Annotated in this window: 16 protein-coding genes; 12 read left to right on the forward strand and 4 right to left on the reverse strand. The window is 73.6% G+C overall.

Annotated features, from left to right (window positions below; all coding sequences use genetic code 11):
- The first annotated feature begins 29 nt into the window (after window positions 1-29).
- Together ACGF4C_RS06900 and ACGF4C_RS06905 are read left to right on the forward strand one after the other, a co-directional pair.
- On the forward strand, window positions 30-1,790 hold the full coding sequence (locus tag ACGF4C_RS06900) for a phosphatidylglycerol lysyltransferase domain-containing protein (RefSeq protein ID WP_393563863.1): 1,761 nt from the start codon (window positions 30-32) through the stop codon (window positions 1,788-1,790).
- Window positions 1,787-2,515 (forward strand): hypothetical protein, encoded by a 729-nt coding sequence (locus ACGF4C_RS06905; RefSeq protein ID WP_393563864.1) that lies wholly within the window; start codon window positions 1,787-1,789, stop codon window positions 2,513-2,515. Before ACGF4C_RS06900 ends, ACGF4C_RS06905 begins: the two co-directional genes overlap by 4 nt.
- On the opposite strand, the gene ACGF4C_RS06910 is transcribed toward ACGF4C_RS06905, so the two are convergent.
- On the reverse strand, window positions 2,490-3,227 hold the full coding sequence (locus ACGF4C_RS06910) for a hypothetical protein (RefSeq protein WP_030805315.1): 738 nt from the start codon (window positions 3,225-3,227) through the stop codon (window positions 2,490-2,492). The genes ACGF4C_RS06905 and ACGF4C_RS06910 overlap by 26 nt on opposite strands.
- Window positions 3,228-3,301: 74 nt before the next feature.
- Between ACGF4C_RS06910 and ACGF4C_RS06915 the strand changes: the two genes are divergently transcribed.
- The 7 genes from ACGF4C_RS06915 (at window position 3,302) to ACGF4C_RS06945 (ending at window position 14,299) form a co-directional block, all read left to right on the forward strand.
- Complete coding sequence (locus ACGF4C_RS06915; RefSeq protein ID WP_393563866.1) at window positions 3,302-4,096, forward strand: adenosylcobinamide-GDP ribazoletransferase; 795 nt, start codon at window positions 3,302-3,304, stop codon at window positions 4,094-4,096.
- Window positions 4,097-4,293: 197 nt separating this feature from the next.
- Complete coding sequence (locus tag ACGF4C_RS06920) at window positions 4,294-5,829, forward strand: leucyl aminopeptidase (RefSeq protein WP_393563868.1); 1,536 nt, start codon at window positions 4,294-4,296, stop codon at window positions 5,827-5,829.
- A 310-nt stretch (window positions 5,830-6,139) separates the two neighbouring features.
- Window positions 6,140-7,528, forward strand: coding sequence for a dihydrolipoyl dehydrogenase (gene lpdA / locus ACGF4C_RS06925; RefSeq protein ID WP_362142606.1), 1,389 nt, complete (start codon window positions 6,140-6,142; stop codon window positions 7,526-7,528).
- 55 nt (window positions 7,529-7,583) lie between these two features.
- Entirely contained in the window at window positions 7,584-9,317 is a 1,734-nt protein-coding gene (sucB, locus tag ACGF4C_RS06930; RefSeq protein ID WP_393563871.1) for a 2-oxoglutarate dehydrogenase, E2 component, dihydrolipoamide succinyltransferase, read from the forward strand.
- 167 nt (window positions 9,318-9,484) lie between these two features.
- Window positions 9,485-10,108, forward strand: coding sequence for a GntR family transcriptional regulator (locus ACGF4C_RS06935; RefSeq protein WP_393563873.1), 624 nt, complete (start codon window positions 9,485-9,487; stop codon window positions 10,106-10,108).
- 298 nt (window positions 10,109-10,406) lie between these two features.
- Window positions 10,407-13,103, forward strand: a complete 2,697-nt coding sequence (gene aceE / locus ACGF4C_RS06940) for a pyruvate dehydrogenase (acetyl-transferring), homodimeric type (protein ID WP_393563875.1) — start codon at window positions 10,407-10,409, stop codon at window positions 13,101-13,103.
- A 182-nt stretch (window positions 13,104-13,285) separates the two neighbouring features.
- The gene (locus ACGF4C_RS06945) at window positions 13,286-14,299 is read left to right on the forward strand and encodes a helix-turn-helix transcriptional regulator (protein WP_393563877.1); all 1,014 of its coding nucleotides are present in this window, start codon (window positions 13,286-13,288) and stop codon (window positions 14,297-14,299) included.
- Here ACGF4C_RS06945 and ACGF4C_RS06950 read toward each other — a convergent pair.
- Together ACGF4C_RS06950 and ACGF4C_RS06955 are read right to left on the reverse strand one after the other, a co-directional pair.
- Complete coding sequence (locus ACGF4C_RS06950; protein WP_393563947.1) at window positions 14,296-15,210, reverse strand: SDR family oxidoreductase; 915 nt, start codon at window positions 15,208-15,210, stop codon at window positions 14,296-14,298. The two genes, ACGF4C_RS06945 and ACGF4C_RS06950, sit on opposite strands and share 4 nt — an antisense overlap.
- A 229-nt stretch (window positions 15,211-15,439) precedes the next feature.
- Entirely contained in the window at window positions 15,440-17,356 is a 1,917-nt protein-coding gene (locus ACGF4C_RS06955; RefSeq protein WP_393563879.1) for a hypothetical protein, read from the reverse strand.
- Window positions 17,357-17,679: 323 nt separating this feature from the next.
- On the opposite strand from ACGF4C_RS06955, the gene ACGF4C_RS06960 reads away from it, so the two are divergent.
- The 3 genes from ACGF4C_RS06960 (at window position 17,680) to ACGF4C_RS06970 (ending at window position 20,614) form a co-directional block, all read left to right on the forward strand.
- Entirely contained in the window at window positions 17,680-18,198 is a 519-nt protein-coding gene (locus ACGF4C_RS06960) for a DUF4240 domain-containing protein (protein WP_393563880.1), read from the forward strand.
- Window positions 18,199-18,261: 63 nt separating this feature from the next.
- Window positions 18,262-19,152: a TIGR01777 family oxidoreductase gene (locus ACGF4C_RS06965; protein WP_393563882.1), complete on the forward strand. Its 891-nt coding sequence runs from the start codon at window positions 18,262-18,264 to the stop codon at window positions 19,150-19,152.
- A 220-nt stretch (window positions 19,153-19,372) separates the two neighbouring features.
- Window positions 19,373-20,614 (forward strand): FAD-dependent oxidoreductase, encoded by a 1,242-nt coding sequence (locus tag ACGF4C_RS06970; protein ID WP_393563884.1) that lies wholly within the window; start codon window positions 19,373-19,375, stop codon window positions 20,612-20,614.
- A gap of 57 nt (window positions 20,615-20,671) precedes the next feature.
- On the opposite strand, the gene ACGF4C_RS06975 is transcribed toward ACGF4C_RS06970, so the two are convergent.
- Window positions 20,672-22,168, reverse strand: coding sequence for a regulator (locus tag ACGF4C_RS06975; protein WP_393563886.1), 1,497 nt, complete (start codon window positions 22,166-22,168; stop codon window positions 20,672-20,674).
- Window positions 22,169-22,343 lie beyond the last annotated feature (175 nt).

The raw sequence follows: 22,343 nt of genomic DNA on the forward strand, positions 1-22,343 counted from the left end.
CTTTACACGTTTTTTATGGGAGACATCGCTTGAGTCCGGACGAAGACCGCCGCGAGCAGCGCGGCGGCACCTGGTCGCAGCGCGGTGCCGCGTTCGGCATCTGGTACCTGCGCACGGTCACGTTCCTCAATCTGCTGAGCGCGGTGTGGGTGTCGTTCGGCACCGACATCCGCCGGCACAACGTCGAGGAGTACTTCACCCCGTACCTGCTGACCGCGGGGTTCGCCTCGGGGGCCTTCTCGCTGTTCCTGTCGGTGACGCTGCGGCGCCGCAAGCGGGCCGCGTGGATCCTGAACCTGGTCCTCTCCGGGCTGCTGGTGGGGCTGTTCGGCTTCGCGCTGGCGGCGGCGCCGGAGTTCCGCGGGCATCCGCAGAACTGGGTGTCGCTGGTGGTGACGGCGGTGTTCGCGGTCGCGCTGGTGGCCGGCCGGCGGGAGTTCTACGCCAAGGGCGACCGGTCGAACCCGAAGCTGGCGGCGGCGGTCGCGGTCGGCGGGCTGCTGGTCACCTCGCTGCTGGCGGCGCTGCTGGTGACCGTCACCAACACCGCCCAGGACGCGTCCTCGACGTTCGTCATGCGCTGGCGCTACGGCCTGATGCGCCTGGTGTCGCTGGCCGCCGACGACCACCGCTTCCCCGGGATCGACACCCCGAACTGGGTCAACGTCACCATCAACGTGCTGAGCACGCTGCTGCTGGTGGCCGTGCTGTGGGCGGCGTTCCGGTCGGTCCGCAGCACCGAGCGGCTCACCGAGGACGACGAGGAGCGGCTGCGCGCCCTGCTGGACCGGCACGGCGACCGGGACTCGCTGGGCTACTTCGCGCTGCGCCGGGACAAGAGCGTGCTGTTCTCGCCCAGCGGCAAGGCGGCGGTCACCTACCGGGTGGTGGGCGGGGTGTCGCTGGCCTCCGGCGATCCGCTGGGCGACCCCGAGGCGTGGCCCGGGGCGATCGAGGTGTGGCTGGCCGAGGCCCGGGCGCACGGCTGGGCGCCGGCCGTCGTGGGCGCGAGCGAGGAGGGCGGCACGATCTACGCCCGGCACGGCCTGGACGCGCTGGAGCTGGGCGACGAGGCGATCGTGGAGACCGCGGAGTTCACCCTCGGCGGCCGCGCGATGCGCACCGTGCGGCAGGCGTACAACCGCATCGAGCGGGCCGGCTACACCGTCCGCATCCGGCGGCACGAGGACATTCCCGCCGAGGAGATGACGCGGCTGCTGGAGCTGGCCGACGACTGGCGGGACGGGGAGACCGAGCGGGGCTTCTCGATGGCGCTGGGCCGGCTCGGCGATCCGGCGGACGGCCGCTGCGTGATGCTGGAGTGCTCCGACGAGCAGGGTGACCTGCGGGCGCTGCTGAGCTTCGTGCCGTGGGGGGCGAAGGGCCTGTCGCTGGATCTGATGCGGCGGGACCGCGCGTCGGAGAACGGGCTGATGGAGTTCATGGTGCTGGAGCTGATCCAGCGCGCGAAAGAGGTGGAGATCACTCAGCTCTCGCTGAACTTCGCGATGTTCCGTTCCGTCTTCGAACGCGGCTCGCGGCTCGGCGCGGGCCCGGTGCTGCGCCTGTGGCGCTCGCTGCTGAGCTTCTTCTCCCGGTGGTGGCAGATCGAATCGCTCTATCGCGCCAACGCGAAATACCGGCCCATCTGGGAGCCGCGGTTCATGCTCTTCGAGAAGAGCACCGATCTGCTGCGGATCGGCCTGGCCGCCGCCCGGGCGGAAGGCTTCCTGGAAGCACCTGGTCTGCCGAAGTGGCTGAACCGCAAGCACCTGGAGAACGTGAGATGAGTGTGGCCCGTGCGGGGCGGCGGGACATAGCCGTTCTGCGCCGGGCGGCGCGGGCCGAGTGGGGGCCGCTGCTGCGGACGGTGCGGTCGGAACTGGTCTCCGCGAGGCTGCGGGCGATCCCGGTGACGCTCGCCGCGGTCTGCCTGACGCTGGTCTTCCAGTTCGTGCAGAACCAGGCGTGGGGCTACCACGCCATCCAGGACATCGGCTCGGTCCAGGCGTACGAGCACCTGTGGATCGCGCTGCTGCGCACCCCGCTGTCGCTGTTCGTACCGGCGCTGGACCTTCCGGTGTGGGGCGCGCTGGCGCAGATCCTGGTGGTCTTCGGCATCGCGGAGACCTGCCTGGGTTGGCGGAAGACCCTGCTGGTCGCCTACGTGGCCACGCTCGCCGGGACGATGTACGCCCGGATCGGGATCTGGATCGGACCGCAGAGCCCGCTGGGCCTGCCCGACTCGGACAAGTACGTCATCGACACCGGCCCGTCGGCGGCCGTGGTGGGCCTGGCGGTGTTCGTGTGCTGGCGCTACCGGGCGTGGTTCACCGGTTCGCTGGTGGTGCTCTCGATGGTCTTCGAGGTGCTGTTCATCAAGAACAACCTGGCCGGCAAGGAGCACCTCGCGGCGATCCTCGGGGTGCTGGTGGTGTGCGGGCTGTGGGAGGCCTGGCGGCCGGTCAAGCCGCGGGACGCACAACGCGTCAGCGGCTGGGGGCGCCGCCGATGAGGTGCTCCACCTTGCGGCGCAGGCCCGACCAGCGGCGGTCGTGGCGGTAGGCGCGGACCCTCGCCCGGGCCCGCGCCCGCGGCCGGTTGCGGTAGAGGCGCCTGGCCCACGGTGAGTTGGGCCGGGCCAGCCGGATCGCGCCGAACAGCGCGACGAACGGCACGAACACCCCGATGACCGCCATCCGCGCCTTCCCCTTCACCAGCGCGAGCAGCGCGAAGAGGAAGTTCACCGCGACCGTCTGGACGACGGTGAGGCGGTCGGTGGTCTCGTCCGGGGTGAGTTCGTTGACGCCGAACGGCAGGAAGCCGCCGAGGACCAGCGCGACCAGGGCGACGGTGAGGATGACGGCCTCGACGCTCTTGGTGCCCTCCTCCGTCCAGTACACGTCGTCCAGGTGCAGGATCAGCGCGAACTCGTCCAGCACGAGGCCCACGCCGATCCCGAAGAGCACCGCGGCGACGCCGGCGCCGAAGCCGCGCCGGCCGCCGGCGATCGCGATGAATCCGCCGGCGACCATCAGCACCACGCCGGGCACCACGTGGTGGACGTGCAGCCCGCCGGGCGAGATGTCGTGGAACGGTCCCTTCCCGGCCCGGATCAGCCGGGTGACGGCCCGGGTGACGAGGAAGGTCAGCACGAAGGAGGCCAGGGCGAGCAGCAGCGGCAGCTTCCCCGGCTCGACGATGTTGCGGTACCACCAGTGACCCATGGGCACCATTAGGCCCTCTCGTGAGGGCCGGGGGTGGCAGGCGGGCGCGGCGGACGCCCGGATAGCCTGCCGCGATGACCGAGACCCCCGCTCCCCCGGCCCGCGCGCACGCGCTGCGCTTCGCGTTCGGCACGCTGACCGTGCTGCCGGTGCGGGTGCACCGCTGGGACCGGGCGGCGGCCCGCGGCGGGATGCTCTGCGCGCCCCTGGCCGGCCTGGTCGTCGGGGGCTGCGCGGCGGCGCTCGGCGGGGCGCTGCTGCTGCTCGGCGGCGGTCCGCTGCTGGCCGCGGTCGGCACCGCGGCGGTGCCCGCCGTCCTCACCCGCGGACTGCATCTGGACGGGCTCGCCGACACCGCCGACGGACTGGGCAGCGGCAAGCCCGCCGAGGACGCGCTGCGCATCATGAAGCAGTCCGACATCGGCCCGTTCGGCGTCCTCACGCTGCTGTTCACCCTGCTGGCCCAGGTGGCGGCGCTGGCCGGGTTGTACGCGGCGGGCTGGGCGTACGGCGCGCTGGGGGCGGCGGTGGCCGCGGTCACCGGCCGGTGCGCGCTGACCCTGGCCTCCCGTACGGGGGTGCCGGCGGCCCGTCCGGACGGGCTGGGCGCGGCGGTCGCGGGGACGGTGCCGGTGCGTGCGGCGCTGCTGTGCGCCGCCCTGGTGGTCGCGGGCTGTGCGGCGGCGGGCGCGGTGTGGGGCCCGTACGGCGCGGTGCACGCGGGGCTGGCGGCGGTGCTCGGGCTGGCGGCCGGCGAACTGCTGCTGGGGCACTGCCGGCGGCGGTTCGGCGGGGTGACGGGGGATGTGTTCGGTGCGCTCGCGGAGGGTGCCGGGCTGACCGCGCTGCTGGCGCTGACCCTCGGCTGATCCGGCGATTCCACCATTTCCGCCAATTCCCTTGTATCGTCCATGAGTTGGCCGAGATCGGTACGGCCCGCCGCGCAACGGTCCGCACCGGTACGGCAGCGGGCCGGGCCTCGCGGCGCCGCCGAGCGTAGGCTCGGCCGCAGCAGCGCGCCAAGGCGCGACAACGGATTCCCGGACGGAACAGGACTCTCATCACCGTGACTGCACTGACCCTCAGTACTTCTTCCGCCGCAACGGTGCGTGCGGATGCCGTCGTCGTCGGCGTGGCCAAGGGCGCCAAGGGCGTCGTCGTGGCCCCCGGCGCCGAGGCCGTGGACAAGGCGTTCGGCGGCAAGCTCGCCGGTGTGCTGGAGACCCTCGGCGCAAGTGGTGCCGAGGGCGAGGTGACCAAGCTGCCCGCGGCGGACGGTCTCAAGACGCCGGTCGTGCTGGCGGTCGGCCTGGGCGACGCGCCCGCCAAGGGCGACGACTACGACCACGAGGCGCTGCGGCGCGCCGCGGGCAGTGCCGCCCGGGCGCTGGCCGGCAGCAAGAAGGCCGGCTTCGCGCTGCCGGTCGAGGACGCCGAGGCCGCCGCGGCGGTGGGCGAGGGCGCGCTGCTCGGCGCGTACGCCTTCACCGCGTTCCGCAGCAACGGCGCCGGCAACGGCAAGAACGGCAAGAAGAACGACGGCAAGCCGCTGGCAGAGGTCGCGATCCTCGGCGGCAAGCCGCGCGACAAGGAGTTCAAGGCCGCCACCGAGCGCGCGCAGGCGCTGGCCGCGGAGATCAACCGCGCCCGCGACCTGATCAACACCCCCTCCAACGCCCTCGACCCGAAGTCCTTCGCGGCCGAGGCGCAGGCCGCGGCCAAGGAGTTCGGCCTCAAGGTCGAGGTGCTGGACGAGAAGGCGCTCAAGAAGGGCGGCTACGGCGGTCTGCTCGGCGTCGGCCAGGGCTCGGAGGCCCCGCCGCGGCTGGTGCGGATCGCGCACACCCACCCCAAGGCGAACAAGACCCTGGCGCTGGTCGGCAAGGGCATCACCTACGACTCGGGCGGCATCTCGCTCAAGCCGGCCGGCCACAACGAGACCATGAAGTGCGACATGAGCGGCGCCGCCGCGGTGTTCGCCGCCGTCGTGACCGCGGCCCGGCTGGGCCTCCCGGTCAACGTCACCGGCTGGCTGGCGCTCGCCGAGAACATGCCGTCCGGCTCCGCCACCCGCCCGGGTGACGTGCTGACCATGTACAGCGGCAAGACCGTCGAGGTGCTCAACACGGACGCCGAGGGCCGGCTGGTCCTGGCCGACGCGCTGGCCCGGGCCTCGGAGGAGGAGCCGGACGCGATCGTGGACGTCGCCACGCTGACCGGCGCGATGGTGCTGGCGCTCGGCCACCGGCACTTCGGGATCATGGCCAACGACGAGGCCTTCCGTACCTCGATCCACGAGATCGCGGAGGAGGTCGGCGAGCAGTCCTGGCCGATGCCGATGCCCGAGCACCTCCGCAAGGGCATGGACTCGCCGGTCGCCGACATCGCCAACATGGGTGAGCGGATGGGCGGCGGTCTGGTCGCCGGGCTCTTCCTGAAGGAGTTCATCGGCGAGGGCATCCCGTGGGCCCACCTGGACATCGCCGGCCCGGCCTTCCACGAGGGCTCGCCCTGGGGCTACACCCCCAAGGGCGGTACCGGCTCCGCGGTCCGCACCCTGGTGCGGCTGGCCGAGCGCACCGCCGCGGGCGACCTCGGCTGACGCCGGCCCGTCTGGTCCGCTTTGTCCGTACGGCCCCGAGCTCACAGCCCGGGGCCGTCGGTGTGCGTACGGGGGCATGTTCGCCCTCAACGAAATCCGTACGTGCATACGCACCGGTAACCCCGTCGAGGCGGCGACTCAGCCGTCCAGAGCCCGGCCCGCCGTCCCGGCTTCGTTGAACAAGTGCGAAGATGGGTTCTCGGCAGGACAGGGCCCCCCTTACCCAGGGCCGAAATTAAAGCGGCCGAACAACAGCCGCGGTCCGGTCATCGCAGACCGGTCCGGCGCATCCATGCATGGAGGACGTGACGTGGCGAACGACGCCAGCACCGTTTTCGACCTAGTGATCCTCGGAGGCGGTAGCGGTGGTTACGCCGCTGCCCTGCGCGGGGCGCAGCTGGGCCTGGACGTCGCCCTGATCGAGAAGGGCAAGGTCGGCGGTACCTGCCTGCACAACGGCTGCATCCCCACGAAGGCACTGCTGCACGCCGGTGAGATCGCCGACCAGGCTCGCGAGAGCGAGCAGTTCGGTGTCAAGGCCACTTTCGAGGGCATTGACATGGCGGCGGTCCACAAGTACAAGGACGACGTCATCTCGGGCCTGTACAAGGGCCTGCAGGGTCTGATCGCCTCCCGCAAGGTGACGTACATCGAGGGTGAGGGCCGCCTGTCCTCGCCGACCTCCGTGGACGTGAACGGCCAGCGCGTCCAGGGCCGCCACGTCCTGCTGGCGACCGGCTCCGTGCCGAAGTCCCTGCCGGGCCTGGAGATCGACGGCGACCGCATCATCTCCTCGGACCACGCGCTCAAGCTGGACCGCGTGCCGAAGTCCGCGATCGTCCTGGGCGGCGGCGTGATCGGCGTCGAGTTCGCCTCGGCGTGGAAGTCCTTCGGCACCGACGTCACCATCGTCGAGGGCCTCAAGCACCTCGTCCCGGTCGAGGACGAGAACAGCTCCAAGCTGCTGGAGCGGGCCTTCCGCAAGCGGGGCATCAAGTTCAACCTCGGAACCTTCTTCGACAAGGCCGAGTACACCACCGACGGCGTCAAGGTCACCCTCGCCGACGGCAAGACCTTCGAGGCCGAGGTGCTCCTGGTCGCGATCGGCCGCGGGCCGGTCTCGGCGGGCCTGGGCTACGAGGAGCAGGGCGTCGCGACGGACCGCGGCTACGTCCTCGTCGACGAGTACATGCAGACCAACGTGCCGACCATCTCGGCCGTCGGTGACCTCGTCCCCACCCTCCAGCTCGCGCACGTCGGCTTCGCCGAGGGCATGCTGGTGGCAGAGCGGCTGGCCGGTCTGAACGTCGTCCCGATCGACTACGACGGCGTGCCGCGGGTGACGTACTGCCACCCCGAGGTCGCTTCGGTGGGCATCACCGAGGCCAAGGCCAAGGAGCTGTACGGCGCCGACAAGGTCGTCGCCCTGAAGTACAACCTCGCGGGCAACGGCAAGAGCAAGATTCTCAAGACCGCGGGCGAGATCAAGCTCGTCCAGGTCAAGGACGGTGCCGTGGTCGGCGTCCACATGGTCGGTGACCGTATGGGCGAGCAGGTCGGCGAGGCCCAGCTGGTCTACAACTGGGAGGCCCTGCCGGCCGAGGTTGCGCAGCTGGTGCACGCGCACCCGACGCAGAACGAGGCGCTCGGCGAGGCCCACCTGGCCCTGGCCGGCAAGCCCCTCCACTCCCACGACTGACCCGAGTCCGGGCGCGACGACCACATCCTGCAATTCGTAAGGAGCAACCGAAACCATGGCGGTTTCCGTATCCCTTCCGGCGCTCGGCGAGAGCGTCACCGAGGGCACCGTCACTCGCTGGCTGAAGGCCGAGGGTGAGCGCGTAGAGGCCGACGAGCCTCTGCTGGAGGTGTCGACCGACAAGGTCGACACCGAGATCCCGGCCCCGGCCGCCGGCATCCTGACCTCCATCAAGGTGGCCGAGGACGAGACCGTTGAGGTCGGCGCCGAGCTGGCCGTCATCGACGACGGCACCGGTGCGCCGGCCGCTGCCCCGGCCCCGGCCGCCGCCGAGGCCCCCGCCCCGGCCGCGCAGCCCGAGCCCGCCGCGGCTCCGGCCCCGGCCGCCGCCCCCGCGGGCGGTGCCGAGGGCACCGACGTCGTCCTCCCCGCGCTCGGTGAGAGCGTCACCGAGGGCACCGTCACCCGCTGGCTGAAGGAGGTCGGCGAGGAGGTCTCGGCCGACGAGCCGCTGCTGGAGGTCTCCACCGACAAGGTCGACACCGAGATCCCGGCGCCGGCCTCCGGCACCCTGCTGGAGATCGTGGTCGGCGAGGACGAGACCGCCGAGGTCGGCGCCAAGCTCGCCGTCATCGGTGCCAAGGGCGCGGCCCCCGCCGCCCCCGCGGCTCCGGCCGCCCCGGCGCCCGCCGCCGAGCCCACCCCGGCTCCGGCGCCCGCTCCGGCCGCCCCGGCGCCGGCCGCTGCCGCCCCGGCGGCGCCCGCCGCCCCGGCCGCCCCCGCGGCTCCGGCCCCGGCCCCCGCGCCGGCTCCGGCCGCCCCGGCCCCGGTCACCCCGGCCCCGGCCGCCGGTGAGGGCGAGGGCGCCTACGTCACCCCGCTGGTGCGCAAGCTCGCCGCGGAGAGCGGCGTGGACCTCGCCACGGTCAAGGGCACCGGTGTCGGTGGCCGGATCCGCAAGCAGGACGTCATCGCCGCCGCCGAGGCCGCCAAGCAGGCCGCGCCGGCCGCTGCCGCCGCGCCGGCCGCCGCGCCGTCGAAGGCCCCGGCGCTGGAGGTCTCGCCGCTGCGCGGTCAGACCGTCAAGATGCCGCGGATGCGCAAGGTCATCGGCGACAACATGATGAAGGCCCTGCACGGCCAGGCGCAGCTGACCACCGTGGTCGAGGTGGACATCACCGCGATCATGCGGATGCGCAACAAGGCCAAGGACGCCTTCGCGCAGCGTGAGGGCGTCAAGCTCTCCCCGATGCCGTTCTTCGTCAAGGCCGCCGTCCAGGCGCTGAAGGCCCACCCGGTCGTCAACGCCCGGATCAACGAGGACGAGGGCACCATCACCTACTTCGACACCGAGAACATCGGTATCGCGGTGGACGCGGAGAAGGGCCTGATGACCCCGGTCATCAAGGGTGCGGGCGACCTCAACATCGCCGGTATCGCCCGTAAGACCGCGGAGCTGGCGGGCAAGGTCCGGGCGAACAAGATCACCCCAGACGAGCTCTCCGGTGCGACCTTCACGATCTCCAACACCGGGTCGCGCGGCGCGCTGTTCGACACCGTGATCGTGCCCCCGAACCAGGTCGGCATCCTGGGCATCGGCGCGACCGTCAAGCGTCCGGTGGTCATCAACCACCCGGACCTCGGCGAGACCATCGCGGTGCGCGACATGACCTACCTCGCGCTCTCCTACGACCACCGTCTGGTGGACGGCGCCGACGCCGCCCGCTACCTGACCACGGTCAAGCAGATCCTGGAGGCCGCCGAGTTCGAGACCGAGATCGGTCTCTGAGCCCGGCAGTCGCCCGGTAGGCGGGTAGCAGCAGGGGCCGGCACCGGTTCGTACGGCATCCGTACGGACCGGAGCCGGCCCTTCTGCATGCCGCCGTCCGGCCGCCGTCCCGGATAATGGCCCCCTCGCCACCCGCCGCGTCACCACCCGCTCTGAAGGAGCACCTCATGACCCCGCCCGTCGTCCATTCGCTGCGCGAGCAGATCCGCGAGCACATCCTCGAGGGGATCGTCAGCGGCCGCTGGCAGCCGGGCGAGCGGATCGTCGAGCGGCGGATCGCGGTGGAGCTGGAGGTCAGCCAGACGCCCGTACGGGAGGCGCTGCGCGAGCTGGAGTCGCTGCGGCTGATCGAGTCGGCCCCCAACAAGGGCGTACGGGTCCGGAACCTGACCGCGGCCGACCTCAAGGAGAGCTACCCGGTGCGGGCCGGGCTGGAGCAGGTCGCCGCGGAGCTGGCCGCCGGGCGGCTGGCGGAGGACACCGCCGCGCTGGAGCGGGAGGTGGCGGCGCTGCGCGAGGCGGACCTGGCGGGCGACGGGGAGGCGCAGGTGCGGCACACCGTGGCGTTCCACCGGGAGATCGTGCGGGCCGCCGGGAACGCCGTGCTGCTGCACACCTGGGAGTCGCTGGGCATCGAGGTCTGGACGGCGCTGTCGATCCGCTGGTTCAGCCCGGAACAGCGCTCGCACGCGCAGGACCACCAGGAGATCGTGGACGCGTTCCGGCGGCGCGACCCGAAGATCGGCATGCTGCTCAAGACACACGTGCTGAGCTGCGCTCCGAGGGTCTGAGCGGGTGCGCCGGGCGGGCCCGCGGAGCCCCGGCGCGGCATAGCGGAGGGCCCCTCCGGGGCTGGCACCGAGTGCCCGAAATTGCGGCACCCCGTGCCGACCTGCGGTTTTTCGTTCGCCGAGCGTTGATCGATCATCGATCAGGGGCGTATCGTCTTCCGACGGGGCGCGACACCCTGCCTGCCGAAACTGCCGAACTCGCATCCGGGTGCCGTCGAGATCCCGCCGCGGCCCACGGGCGCGGCCCGGTCCTCGACGGCACCCCCGAGCTTCCCTCCCGTCCGGAAAGGGGCCACCCATGCCCGACCCCGTGCGCCTGCCGTACAGCCAGCTCGACCAGCTCCCGGACCGCGACCCCGAGGAGACGGCCGAGTGGCGCGAGTCGCTCGACGCCGTCACCAAGGCGGCGGGCCCGCATCGCGCCGCCTACCTGATGCGCCGCACCCTGGAGCAGTCGGGGCTCGCGCTCCCCCAGCTCCTGGAGAGCGACTACCTCAACACCATCCCCACCGCCGCCGAGCCCGCCGTGCCGGGCGACGAGGCGATGGAAGCCCGGATCGCCGCCTGGAACCGCTGGAACGCGGCCGCGATGGTCTCCCGCGGCGCCAAGTACGGCGTCGGCGGCCACATCGCGACCTTCGCCTCCGCGGCCTGGCTCTACGAGACCGGCTTCAACCACTTCTTCCGCGGCAAGGAGGACTCCTCCACCGGCGGATCCGGCGACCAGCTCTACATCCAGGGCCACGCCGCGCCCGGCATCTACGCCCGCGCCTTCCTCGACGGCCGCCTCACCGAGGAACACCTCGACCACTTCCGCCGCGAGGCCGGCGGCAAGGGCCTGCCGTCCTACCCGCACCCGCGGCGGCTGCCCTGGCTGTGGGAGTTCCCCACCGTGTCGATGGGCCTCGGCCCGCTCTCGGCCATCTACCAGGCGCGCTTCAACCGCTACCTGACCAACCGCGGCATCAAGGACGTCTCCGACTCACACGTCTGGGCGTTCCTGGGCGACGGCGAGATGGACGAGCCGGAGTCGACCGCCGCGCTCGCGCTCGCCTCCCGTGAGGGCCTGGACAACCTCACCTTCGTCATCAACTGCAACCTGCAGCGCCTGGACGGCCCGGTCCGCGCCAACTTCAAGATCGTTCAGGAGCTGGAGGCCCAGTTCCGCGGCGCCGGCTGGAACGTCGTCAAGACGCTGTGGGGCACCGCCTGGGACGAGCTCTTCCGGCTCGACACCACCGGCGCGCTGGCCCGCCGGCTGCGCGAGGTACCGGACGCCCAGTTCCAGACCTACGCGACCCGCGACGCGGCCTACATCCGCGACCACTTCTTCGGCGCCGAGCCCGCCCTCGTCGAGATGGCCGGGCTGCTCTCCGACGACAAGATCCTGGAGTGCTTCCACCTCTCGCGCGGCGGCCACGAGTCGCGCAAGGTCTACGCGGCGTACAAGGCCGCCGTGGAGCACAAGGGCGCCCCGACCGTGATCCTCGCGCAGACGGTCAAGGGCTTCACCCTCGGCAAGGGTTTCGAGTCCAAGAACGCCAACCACCAGATGAAGAAGCTGACGGTGGACGAGTTCAAGGTCATGCGCGACCTGCTCGAACTCCCCATCTCCGACAGCGACTTCGCCGACGGCCAGGTCCCCTACGGCCACCCGGGCGCCGACTCCCCCGAGGTCCGCTACCTCCAGGAGCGCCGCGCGGCCCTCGGCGGCCCGGCCCCGGCCCGCCGCTCCCACCCGCTCGCGCCGCTGCCGGCCCCGGCCGACAAGGCCTTCGCCGCCTTCGACAAGGGCTCCGGCAACCAGTCCGTGGCCACCACCATGGCCTTCGTCCGGCTGGTCAAGGACCTCATCCGCGACAAGCAGACCGGCAAGCGCTGGGTGCCGATCGTGCCCGACGAGGCACGCACCTTCGGCATGGAGTCGCTCTTCCCGTCCCTCGGGATCTACTCCCCCAAGGGCCAGACGTACGAGCCGGTCGACCGCGACCAGCTGATGTACTACAAGGAAGCCAAGGACGGCCAGATCCTCAACGAGGGCATCACCGAGGCCGGTTCGATGGCGGACTTCATCGCCGCCGCCACCGCGTACGCCACGCACGGCGAGACGATGATCCCCTTCTACATCTTCTACTCGATGTTCGGCTGGCAGCGCACCGCCGACCAGATGTGGCAGCTCGGCGACCAGCTCGGCAAGGGCTTCCTGGTCGGCGCCACGGCCGGCCGCACCACGCTGACCGGTGAGGGCCTGCAGCACGCGGACGGCCACTCGCCGATGATCGCGTCGACCAACCCGGCGGCGCTGTCGTACGACCCGGCGTTCGCGTACGAGGTCGCGGCGATCGTCAAGGACGGCCTGCGCCGCATGTACGGCGAGACCGCCCCCGGCGAGGACCCGAACGTCTTCTACTACCTCACGGTCTACAACGAGCCGATGCCCCAGCCGGCCAAGCCCGCGGGCGTCGACGAGGGCATCGTCCGCGGCCTGTACCGCTTCAACACCGCGGCCACGGCGGGCGTCACGGTGCCCGCCGACGCCCCGGGGATCCAGCTGCTGGCCTCCGGCACCGCGATCCACTGGGCGCTGGCGGCCCAGCAGTTGCTCGCCCAGGAGTGGGGCGTGGCCGCAGACGTGTGGTCCGCGACCTCCTGGACGGAGCTGCGGCGCGACGCGCTGGCGGCCGACGAGGCCACCCTGCGCGGCGAGCAGCGCACGCCGTACGTCCGCGAGGCGCTCAGCGGCGTGGAGACGCCGGTCCTGGCCGTCAGCGACTACATGCGCCAGGTCCCGGACCAGATCGCGCAGTGGGTCGAGCAGGACTGGTCCTCCCTCGGCGCGGACGGCTTCGGCCTGTCCGACACCCGCGAGGCGGCCCGCCGCCACTTCGGCGTCGACGCCGAGTCGCTGGTCGTCGCGGCCCTGGCCCAGCTCGCCCGCCGCGGTGACGTCCCGGCCTCCGCGGTCAAGGAGGCCCGCGAGCGCTACGGCTTCTGAGCCGCCCCTCCCCCAGGGGCACCCATACTCCCGTGCGGAGGTCACCCACCCGCGCCCGGAACCTCCGCACGGGAACCCACGGCCCGGCCGGTCACGCCCTGACCACGGCCGGGCCTTCTTTCTGCCCGTCGGAGCGGACCGTCCGCCCCGGCGTTGTCAGTGCTCCCCGGCATCATGAAGGCATGCGTGCTGCCCGGCTGATCAAGATGGTGCTGCTGCTCCAGTCGCGCCCGGCGATGACCGGCGCCGAGCTGGCGCGGGAGCTGGAGGTCTCCGAGCGCACGGTCGCGCGGGACGTGCTCTCCCTCTCCGAGGCCGGGGTGCCCGTCTACGCCGACCGCGGCCGGGCCGGCGGGTACCGCCTGATCGGCGGCTACCGCACCCGCCTCACGGGTCTCGGCCGCAGCGAGGCGGAGGCGCTCTTCCTCTCCGGAGTGCCCTTTGCGCTGCGGGAGATGGGGCTCGCCGACGCCGCCTCCGCCGCCCGGCTGAAGGTCTCCGCCGCCCTGCTGCCGGAGCTGCGGGACGCCGCCGCGGGCGCCGCCCAGCGCTTCCACCTCGACGCCCCCGCCTGGTACAAGGAGCCCGAAACACCCGGTCTGCTGCCCGTGATCGCCGAGGCCGTGTGGTCCGACCGCCGGATCGCGGCCCGCTACCTCCGGAAGGCGGAGGGCGCCGAACGCACCGAGGTGCGGCGGGAGTTGGAGCCGTACGGCCTCGTGCTGAAGGCGGGGGTGTGGTATCTGGCGGCGCGGGCGCAGGGGGACTTCCGGGTGTACCGGATCGACCGGTTCACCGCCGTCGACGTGCTCGACGACGGGCCCGGCGCCTTCACCCGGGACGCGTCGTTCGACCTGCCGGCGTTTTGGGCCGAGCGGGCCGCGGAGTTCGCCCGCTCGATCCTCCGTACCGAAGTGGTGCTCCGGCTCTCCGAGCACGGCATACGGGTCCTGCCGCATGTCACCGAGGCCGCCGCGGCCCGCGAGGCGATCGACGCCGCCCGGGCCGCCGGCGGGCCGGACGCGCAGGGCCGGCTGACGGTCACCCTCCGCGTGGAGTCCGACGAGGTCGCGTACTCCCAGCTGCTGGCCCTCGGCCCCGAGGGCGAGGTCCTCGCCCCCGCCGCACTGCGTGACCGCTTCGCGGCGGCCGCCCGGCGCACGGCCGCGCTGTACGGGAGTGAGCGGGGCGCCTAGCGGTAGTCCGCCGCGGTCGCGTCCTTACCGCCGAAGACCACGTCCTCGAAGTAGCCGAAGCAGTCGGGGCGGGAGCCGTCCGTGTCGGTGAAGTCGTACTCCTTCGCCAACTGGCCGCTGGAGAGCGACCGGCCGGACCAGCGCGCCTTGTCGGGGTCGGCGGCCAGCGCCCGTACGGCCCGGCCGATCAGGGCCGGTGACTCGGCGATCGCGAAGTGCGGCTCCTTGGCCACCGCCTCGCGCCAGGTCTCCTCGGTCACCCCGAAGTGGTCCAGCATCTCCTCGGACCGCAGGAAGCCGGGGGTGAGCGACACCACCGTGCCGCCCAGTTCCCTCACCTCGGCGGCGAGGCCGAAGGCGATGCGGTGCGGGGCGTTCTTGGTGAGGTCGAAGCAGAGGTTCTCGCGGTAGGTGCGGTTGAAGGACGCCGTGCCGTCGGTGACCTCGACCAGCAGTCCGCCGGGCCGCCGGTTCATCAGCGGCAGCGCGTAATGGCTGGTGATGACGTGGGTGTCGATGCCGAGGCGGAACATCCGCAGGCCGTCGGCCAGATCCAGGTCCCAGAGCTTGGTGTGGAACTGGAGCAGATGGTCGCCGCCCCAGACGCTGTTGACCAGGACGTCCAGCCGCCCCTGTTCCCGGTCGATGCGCTCGATCAGTGCCTTGACCTGCGCCGGCTCCAGATGGTCGGTCGGTACCGCGATCCCCGTGCCTCCGGCCGCGGTCACCAGCTCCGCGGTCTGCTCGATCGTCTCTGTCGGGCGGCCCACCTCGCTGACCCGGTCGCGGGTGGTCCGCCCGGTGACGTACACCAGCGCGCCCGCCCGGCCCAGCTCGACGGCCATCGCCCGGCCCGCGCCCCGGGTCGCCCCGGCGACCAGCGCCACCCGCCCGGTCAGCTCCGCGGTCACCGGCCGGTCCGGCCCGCCGTTCGTCGCGTGCCCACTCGTCACGTTCCACTCCTCGATGTCAGGTGCCCCACTGTCGGATGCCGCGCGCACGGGCCGGCGGCCCAGCAGGGCTCGCCCGGCCCGGCGCACGGTGACTCTGGCACCGAATCCCGACACCTTCTGTCCGGATTCCCGGCCCGGGGAGGATGCCGCGCGCCGCACCGCCGGCCGGCTCCTCCTGGCCACTCCCCTACGGCCGGAAGGCCCGCACGCTCCCCCCGTTCCGCAGCCGTCCGACGACCTCGGCGGCGGGGGCCGGGCCGGGGGCCGGTGCGGCAAGGGCGGGGCCTTCGGCGGTGGCCCGGAGGGCGCCGGTGGCGTCGAGACCCACGACGTCCGGGCCACCCGCGGCCAGCAGGTACCACTTCCCGGACGGCGACCTCCAGGGGACGTCCCCGACGACGTGCGGGCCGTAGCGGCTGCACGCGGCGGTGCCGTCGGACCGGCCGGCGATCCGGCCGGGGTCGCCCGGACGTACGGCGGGCGGCAGGAAGCGGACGGTCGCGCTCCCGGGCCCGCGCCAGGTGTCGGCGCGGGTGCACACCCAGGTCGCGCTGCCACCGTCCTCGGGGAGCCGCTGCACGGCGAACGCCCAGTCGCTGACGGACCGTACGCCGGTGCCCCGCAGCGCGCCCAGCCCGCAGGCCGTACGGGCCCAGGTCCCCAGGGCCGCGGGGTCGGTGGCCTCGCGCTGCCCCGCGACCGGGCCCGCGGCGCCGGCGGGCGGCGGCGGTACGTAGGTGAGGTGGACGGGGACGAGGTCGTTGAGGTCGGCCAGCAGGAAGGGCGGGGCCGGCGCCCCGATCCGCGTCGAGGGGCGGAACTGCGCCACCGGCCAGCGCCCGCAGCCGCCGCCCGCCGGCGGGGGGAGCGGGATGCGGTCGGTGACGCCGTCGGGGGCGACGTGCAGCCCGTGCGGCGGGGCGCCCGGCGTGAGCAGGTCGCGGACGGCGATGTCGGAGATCCAGGGGGCGAGGAGATAGCGCATCCAGCCGTTGCCGCGGCCGATCACCAGCGCGGCGCCGGTCGTCAGGTCCGCGTCGTCCACCCGCGCGAAGTGCAGGGTGGGGGTGGCGTCTTCGGGCTCGGCGTAGCGGACCAGTCGTTCGCCGTCGTGCAGGACGACCACCATGACGTTGTCGATCAGACCGGCGTACAGCAGCTGCGGGGGATGGTCGGGCGGGCGGGTGGAGGTGTCCGCGGAGGCGGTGATCCGGGCGTCGGCGGGCGGTGCCGCCCAGACCCGCAGCGCCCGGCCCAGCAGTTCCTTGTCGCCGGCCTGCCGGCCGCGCGCGGGCCAGGCGGTGAAGTCCAGCCGCGCGGTGTCGGACCACTGTTCGGTGCGGGTGCGCAGCAGTTTGGTGGGGTCCAGCGCCTGCTCGGCGGGGGTCGCCGGGCGGGCCGCCGGGTCGCCGCCACCGCTGGGCACCGCCGCGACCACCGCGCCGATCGCCGCGACGGCCGCCAGCGCCACCGCGGCCCGCAGCCGCTGCCGGCGGCGCAGCAGGTCCGTCGGCCGGGTCTGGACCGTACAGGGGTCGAACTCCCCGGAGTTCAGCAGTGCCGCGGCCCCCGCGCCGGTCTCCCGGTCCAGTTGCTCGGCCGCCCGCTGCGCGGCCTCGGGGTCGGTGGCCCCGGCCCGTTCCAGCAGTGCCCGCACCGCGTCCTCGTCCAGACCCTCCAGCTGCCACAGTCCGATGGCGGCCCGGACCGACGCCGGGACGGCGGACAGCGCCTGGTCCAGGGCGAGTTCATCGACGCCGCCGGCCCGGGGGAACAGCCGCAGGCCCCAGACCCGGGGCACCGCCGGGAGCCCCCGGCCGGGCCGGCCCTCGTGGGCCAGGGCCAGCCGCAGGGTCCGCAGCCGTACCAGGTCGTAGCCGTTCTCGGGCAGCGGGCCGCGCTGGGCCGGCAGCCCGCCGTCCGGGCGGCGCCGGCGACCGGTGCGCGGCAGGGCCCGCTGGACCAGGCCGTGCGCGGTGAGCACCCGGCGGTGGCGGCCCATCGACGGGGGCAGGACGAGATAGGCGAGGCGGACCAGCCGCGGATAGTGCTCGACGAGGGCCGCCTCGGCCCGTTCGACGTCGGCCCGGGTGCGTTCGTCCATGGGCATGGCCTGAAACAGCCCTTCAGGAATTGGCAGATTTACCGACTATGCCGTATATGCCGTCGTTTGGTTGTTGCACGCCTTCCAACGAGTGATTCTTGGGGCGGTCACCCGACGGCCCGGCCGGCCCCGCGCGGCCCGTCCGCTCCCGGCCACCGCCCGCGCCCGGCCCGCCCGTCCCCCCGCTCCCTGCCTGCTCATCCCCCCTCCCCCGCCCCGGACGGCAGCCGCTCTCCGGCCCGGTCCGGCCCGGACGACGGCACGGCAGCATCCGGGGGACTCCGCATGCGGCACACCCCCGCAGGGCAGATGCTGGAGCGGTGATGGACGAGACGGAGTTCTGGGAGCTGATCGACGACTCGCGCGAGGCGGCCGAGGGGGAACCCGAGGAGCAGGCCGACGCGCTGGTCGAGCGGCTGCTCAGGCGCGACCCGGACGCCGTCGTGGACTTCGCCCGCCACTTCGAGTCCCGCTACAACAGGGCGTACACCTGGGACCTGTGGGCGGCGGCCGCGGTCCTGCTGGACGGCTGCAGCGACGACGCCTTCGACTACTTCCGCTGCTGGCTGATCGCCCAGGGCCGGGAGGTCTTCGAGGGCGGGGTGCACGACCCGGACCAGCTCGCCGAGCTCCTCGACGACTTCGACGAGTCGGTGGACGGGGACGCCGAGGAGGTGGGGTACGCGGCCGACGAGGCCTACGAGCAGATGACCGGCGGGTCGATGCCGGACCTGGACCTCCCGCCGCCGCCCCGCGAACCCCTCGGCACGTACATCGACTTCGACGACGACGAGACCCTCGCCGAACGCTTCCCCCTCCTCTGGGACCGTTTCCGGCCATAGGGACTCGGGCCCCGCGCCGGGCAGTTGTCGTCGCCGGACACCGGGCCCGGGCAGTATGGGCGCATGCGGATCGCGATCACCGGCTCGACCGGACTCATCGGCACGGCCCTCGTACGCTCCTTGCGCACGGACGGCCACGACGTCGTCCGGCTCGTCCGGCGTGCCCCGGCCTCCGCCGACGAGGTGCGCTGGGACCCCGCGCGGCAGCAGGTCGACACCGCGGGGCTGACCGGCTGCGAGGCGGTGGTCCACCTCGCGGGCGCGGGCGTCGGCGACCACCGCTGGACCGCCGCGTACAAGCAGCAGATCCGCGACAGCCGGGTGCTCGGCACCCGGGCCCTGGCGGAGGCGCTCGCCTCGATGGACGTCCCGCCGCGGGTCTTCGTCTCGGGCAGCGCGATCGGCTACTACGGGGACACCGGGGACCGGCGGACGGACGAGAGCGCGCCGGCCGGCCACGGTTTCCTGCCCGGGGTGTGCGTGGACTGGGAGGCCGCCGCGCGGCCGGCCCAGGACGCCGGCATCCGCACCGTCTTCGCCCGCACCGGCCTGGTCGTGGCGCGCTCGGGCGGTGCCTGGGGGCGGCTCTTCCCGGTCTTCCGGCTCGGTCTGGGCGGGCGGCTCGGCGACGGCAGCCAGTACTGGAGCTTCATCTCCCTGCACGACCACATCGCGGCGCTCCGTCACCTCGTGACCACCGAGGAGCTGACCGGTCCGGTCAACCTCACCGCGCCGGAACCGGTGACCAACCGGGAGGTCACCGCCGTGATGGGCCGGGTGCTGCACCGCCCCACGCTGTTCTCCGTCCCGGCGCCGGTGCTGCGGATCGCACTCGGTGAGTTCGCCGGGGACGTGCTGGGCAGCCAGCGGGTGGTGCCGAAGCGGCTGCTGGAGTCCGGGTTCACGTTCACGCACCCGCGGATCGTCGAGGCGGTCCGGGCGGCGCTCGACTGAGGGGGGCGCGGCCGGGCGCCGTCCAGCCCCGATAGACGGCCGCGGCCGCCGGCGGCCGCCGGCAAACATTCGCCGAGGCCGCTTCGACGCGCCCCGTGCGCCCCCTGTCGTACGCGCCGGCGGCTCCCTACTTTTCCGCACACACCGCTCGGCATTCCTCGCGGCCTCAGAGGGCATGACAATGCGTGCACCGCCGCTGGGACCGACCTCGGGAGGCCATGTGCTGCGTACCGCATCGACCGTGGACGTCGTCATCGTGGGAGCCGGCCCGGCCGGTCTCGCCGCCGCCCGCCACCTGACCGGCGCGGGGGTGTCGGTCACGGTCCTGGAGGCCGCCGCGCGGATCGGTGGCCGCTCCGTCACCGACCGGCTCGACGGCTTCCGGCTGGACCGCTGCGGCCGGCCGCTGGCCGTCTCCGCCGCCGAACTGCGCCGCACGCCGGGGCTCGGAGATCTGACGCTCCGTCCGTTCGCCCCGGTGCTGAGCGTGCACAACGGCCAGCGGGCGCAGCACATCAGCGGCTCCCGGAGCACAAGGGGCGCACTCTCCGCGGCGCGCGCCCTCGCACGCGCCGACCGTCCGATCCAGGACGCCCTGGCGACCCGGCCCACCTTCCCGCCCCGCACCCCGGACGTCTTCCTGCGGCCGCTGCTGGGCATGCTGCTGTGCGATCCACGGCTGCGCGGCTCCAGCCGGAGCGCCGCGCTCGCGCTGCGCGGCTACGCGGAGGCCGGCCGCCTGTGGATGCCGGCCGGCGGCTCCTCGGCCGTCCCCGACCTGCTCGCGGCCGGCCTGCCGCCCGGCACGGTCCGCACGTCCGTCCAGGTCACCTCGGTCTCCACCACGGGCGTCAGCACCGCCGAGCACGGCCGGATCCCCTGCCGGGCGGTCCTGCTGGCCACCGGCGCCCGCGACGCCGCCGAACTGCTACCGGGCCTGCGGGTGCCCGCCTTCCACCCGGTGACGGTGCTGCACCACACCGTCCCGGCCGGTGCGGACGGCCGCGGTATGCCGTCCCGGGACGCCACCACGGCGATCCTGCCGGTGGACGGGCCGGTCGCCTGCAGCTTCCGCGCCGGGGCGGTCGACCCGTCCCGTACGCCGCCCGGCCGGCCACTGATCACCACGACCGTGCTCGGCGCCGCGGCGGCGCTGCCGCTGTCCGTCCTCGACAAGACGGTCCGGCCCCAGCTGGAGCGGCTCTACGGGGCGCACACCGACGACTGGGAGCTGCTGACCGGCCATCACGACCCGTACGCGGTCCCGGCGATGCCGGCCCCGCACGATCCGCAGCGGCCCGTACGGGTGCTGGCCGGGCTCTACGTCTGCGGCGACCACCGCGATGCCGGCACGCTCCAGGGCGCGCTGAACTCGGGCCGGCGGGCGGCCCGCGCCCTGCTGACGGACTTCGGGCTGCCGGCCCTCACCACCGAACCGGACGTCCTGCGCCCGGCGGCCTGACCACCGGGGCCGGCCGGGCCCGGCGCACCGCCCGGCCCGGCTCCCCCGCGCGGCTGCTCAGCCCAGCGCGGCGATCCGCTCGCGGTAGCCGCGCACCGGCGCCGCGTCCCGGTACGGCTCCAGGCGGCGCTCGAACTCCCTGACGTACTCATGGGCCCGCACCGACCGCATCTCGGACGCCTGGAGCGCCGCCTCGGCACCGAGCGTGCAGGCCTGCTCCAGCTCGCCCAGGCCCAGCCGCGCGGTCGCCAGCACCACCCGGCAGAACAGCCGGCTGCGGGCGAACCCGGCGGCGCGCAGCTGCAGGGAGCGCTCGGCGTGCTGGGAGGCCGCGCGGTACTGCTGGAGATCGCGGTGGCAGTGCGCCAGTTCGTCGGCGAGCTGGGCCTCGTCGAAGAAGCGCGCCCAGTACGGGGTGTCGTCCCCGGGGCGGGAGGTCTCCAGCGCCCGTTCCGCGCGGGCCAGCGCCGCCGTACAGGCCCGGACCTCGCCCAGGACACCGTGGCCACGGGCCTCCGCGGAGTGCAGCAGCGCCTGGACGGCGGGCGGCGCGCCGCTGCCGATGCCCTGCTGGGCGACGCGCGCCAGCTGGACGGCCTCTCTGCCGTGCCCCAGATAGACGGCCTGCCGGCTCATCGTCACCAGGACGTAGGAGCCGTACGCCCGGTCGCCGGCCGCCTGGGCCAGCCGCAGGGCCTGGACGAAGTACCGCTGCGCCAGGCCGTGCGCGGCGATGTCGTACGAGGTCCAGCCCGCGAGCCGGGTCAGATCGGCGACCGCCGCGAACAGCCGGCGGCCGGTGGCCTCGCCGTAGGTGCCGCGCAGCATCGGCTCGGCCTCGTGCTCCAGATAGCGCACCAGGGCCTGCCGGGCGTGGCCGCCGCCGTAGGCGTGGTCCAGCGCCCGGAACAGCTCGCCGACCGAGCGCAGGGCGGCGATGTCACCGGAGGTGACCCTGGAGCCCTGGGTGCGGTCGACCCGGTCGGCGGTCCGGCGCTGCCGGGGCACCGAGGCCCGGCCGCCCTGGACGGGCACCCGGCCGGCGCTCTCGGCCGCGCCCGTACCGGTGCCGGCACCCGGGGCCTCGCCGGTGGCCGGCTCGCCGCGGGCCACCCGGTCGTCCGGCCGGCCGATCAGCCAGTCGCGGCTGGGCACCACGAGACCGGCCGGGGTGAAGGCGATCTTGCGGAGCTCGGCGTGGCTGCCGGAGTCCTTGCGCCACAGTCCGCTGACGATGTCCACCGCCTCGGTGGGGCTCGCGGCGAACTCCAGCCCGGCGTACACCGGCGCACAGGCGTCCAGGCCGAGGTCCTGGGCGGACAGCCGGCGCCCGAGCCGGCGGGTGAAGACCTCCGCGATCAGCGCGGGGGTGGTGCCCCGGGGCTGCTGACCGCGCAGCCAGCGGGTGACCGAGGTCTTGTCGTAGCGGAGGTCCAGGCCGTGCTCGATGCCGAGTTGGTCGACCCGTCTGGCCAGACCGGCGTTGGAGAAGCCCGCCTCGGCGATGAGTGCGGCGAGCTGTCGGTTGGGGGTGTGTGCGGGTCGTTCCGTCATCAGCTTTACGGTCTCCTGCCTTCCGGGCCGGGCGCCGGTTTCGGCCCACCCGGTCCGGCATGCTCATCGCCCTCTTGGAACGGCGTGAATGTAACGGCCTTCGGTGCCGTACTTGCGGCCTGCGTCCCGCGTTCATCCGATCGTGTGAGCAGGGGCGGGACTGCGGTTGCTGGGG

The sequence above is a fragment of the Streptomyces sp. NPDC048197 genome (assembly GCF_043202395.1).
Classification (GTDB): domain Bacteria; phylum Actinomycetota; class Actinomycetes; order Streptomycetales; family Streptomycetaceae; genus Streptomyces; species Streptomyces siderophoricus.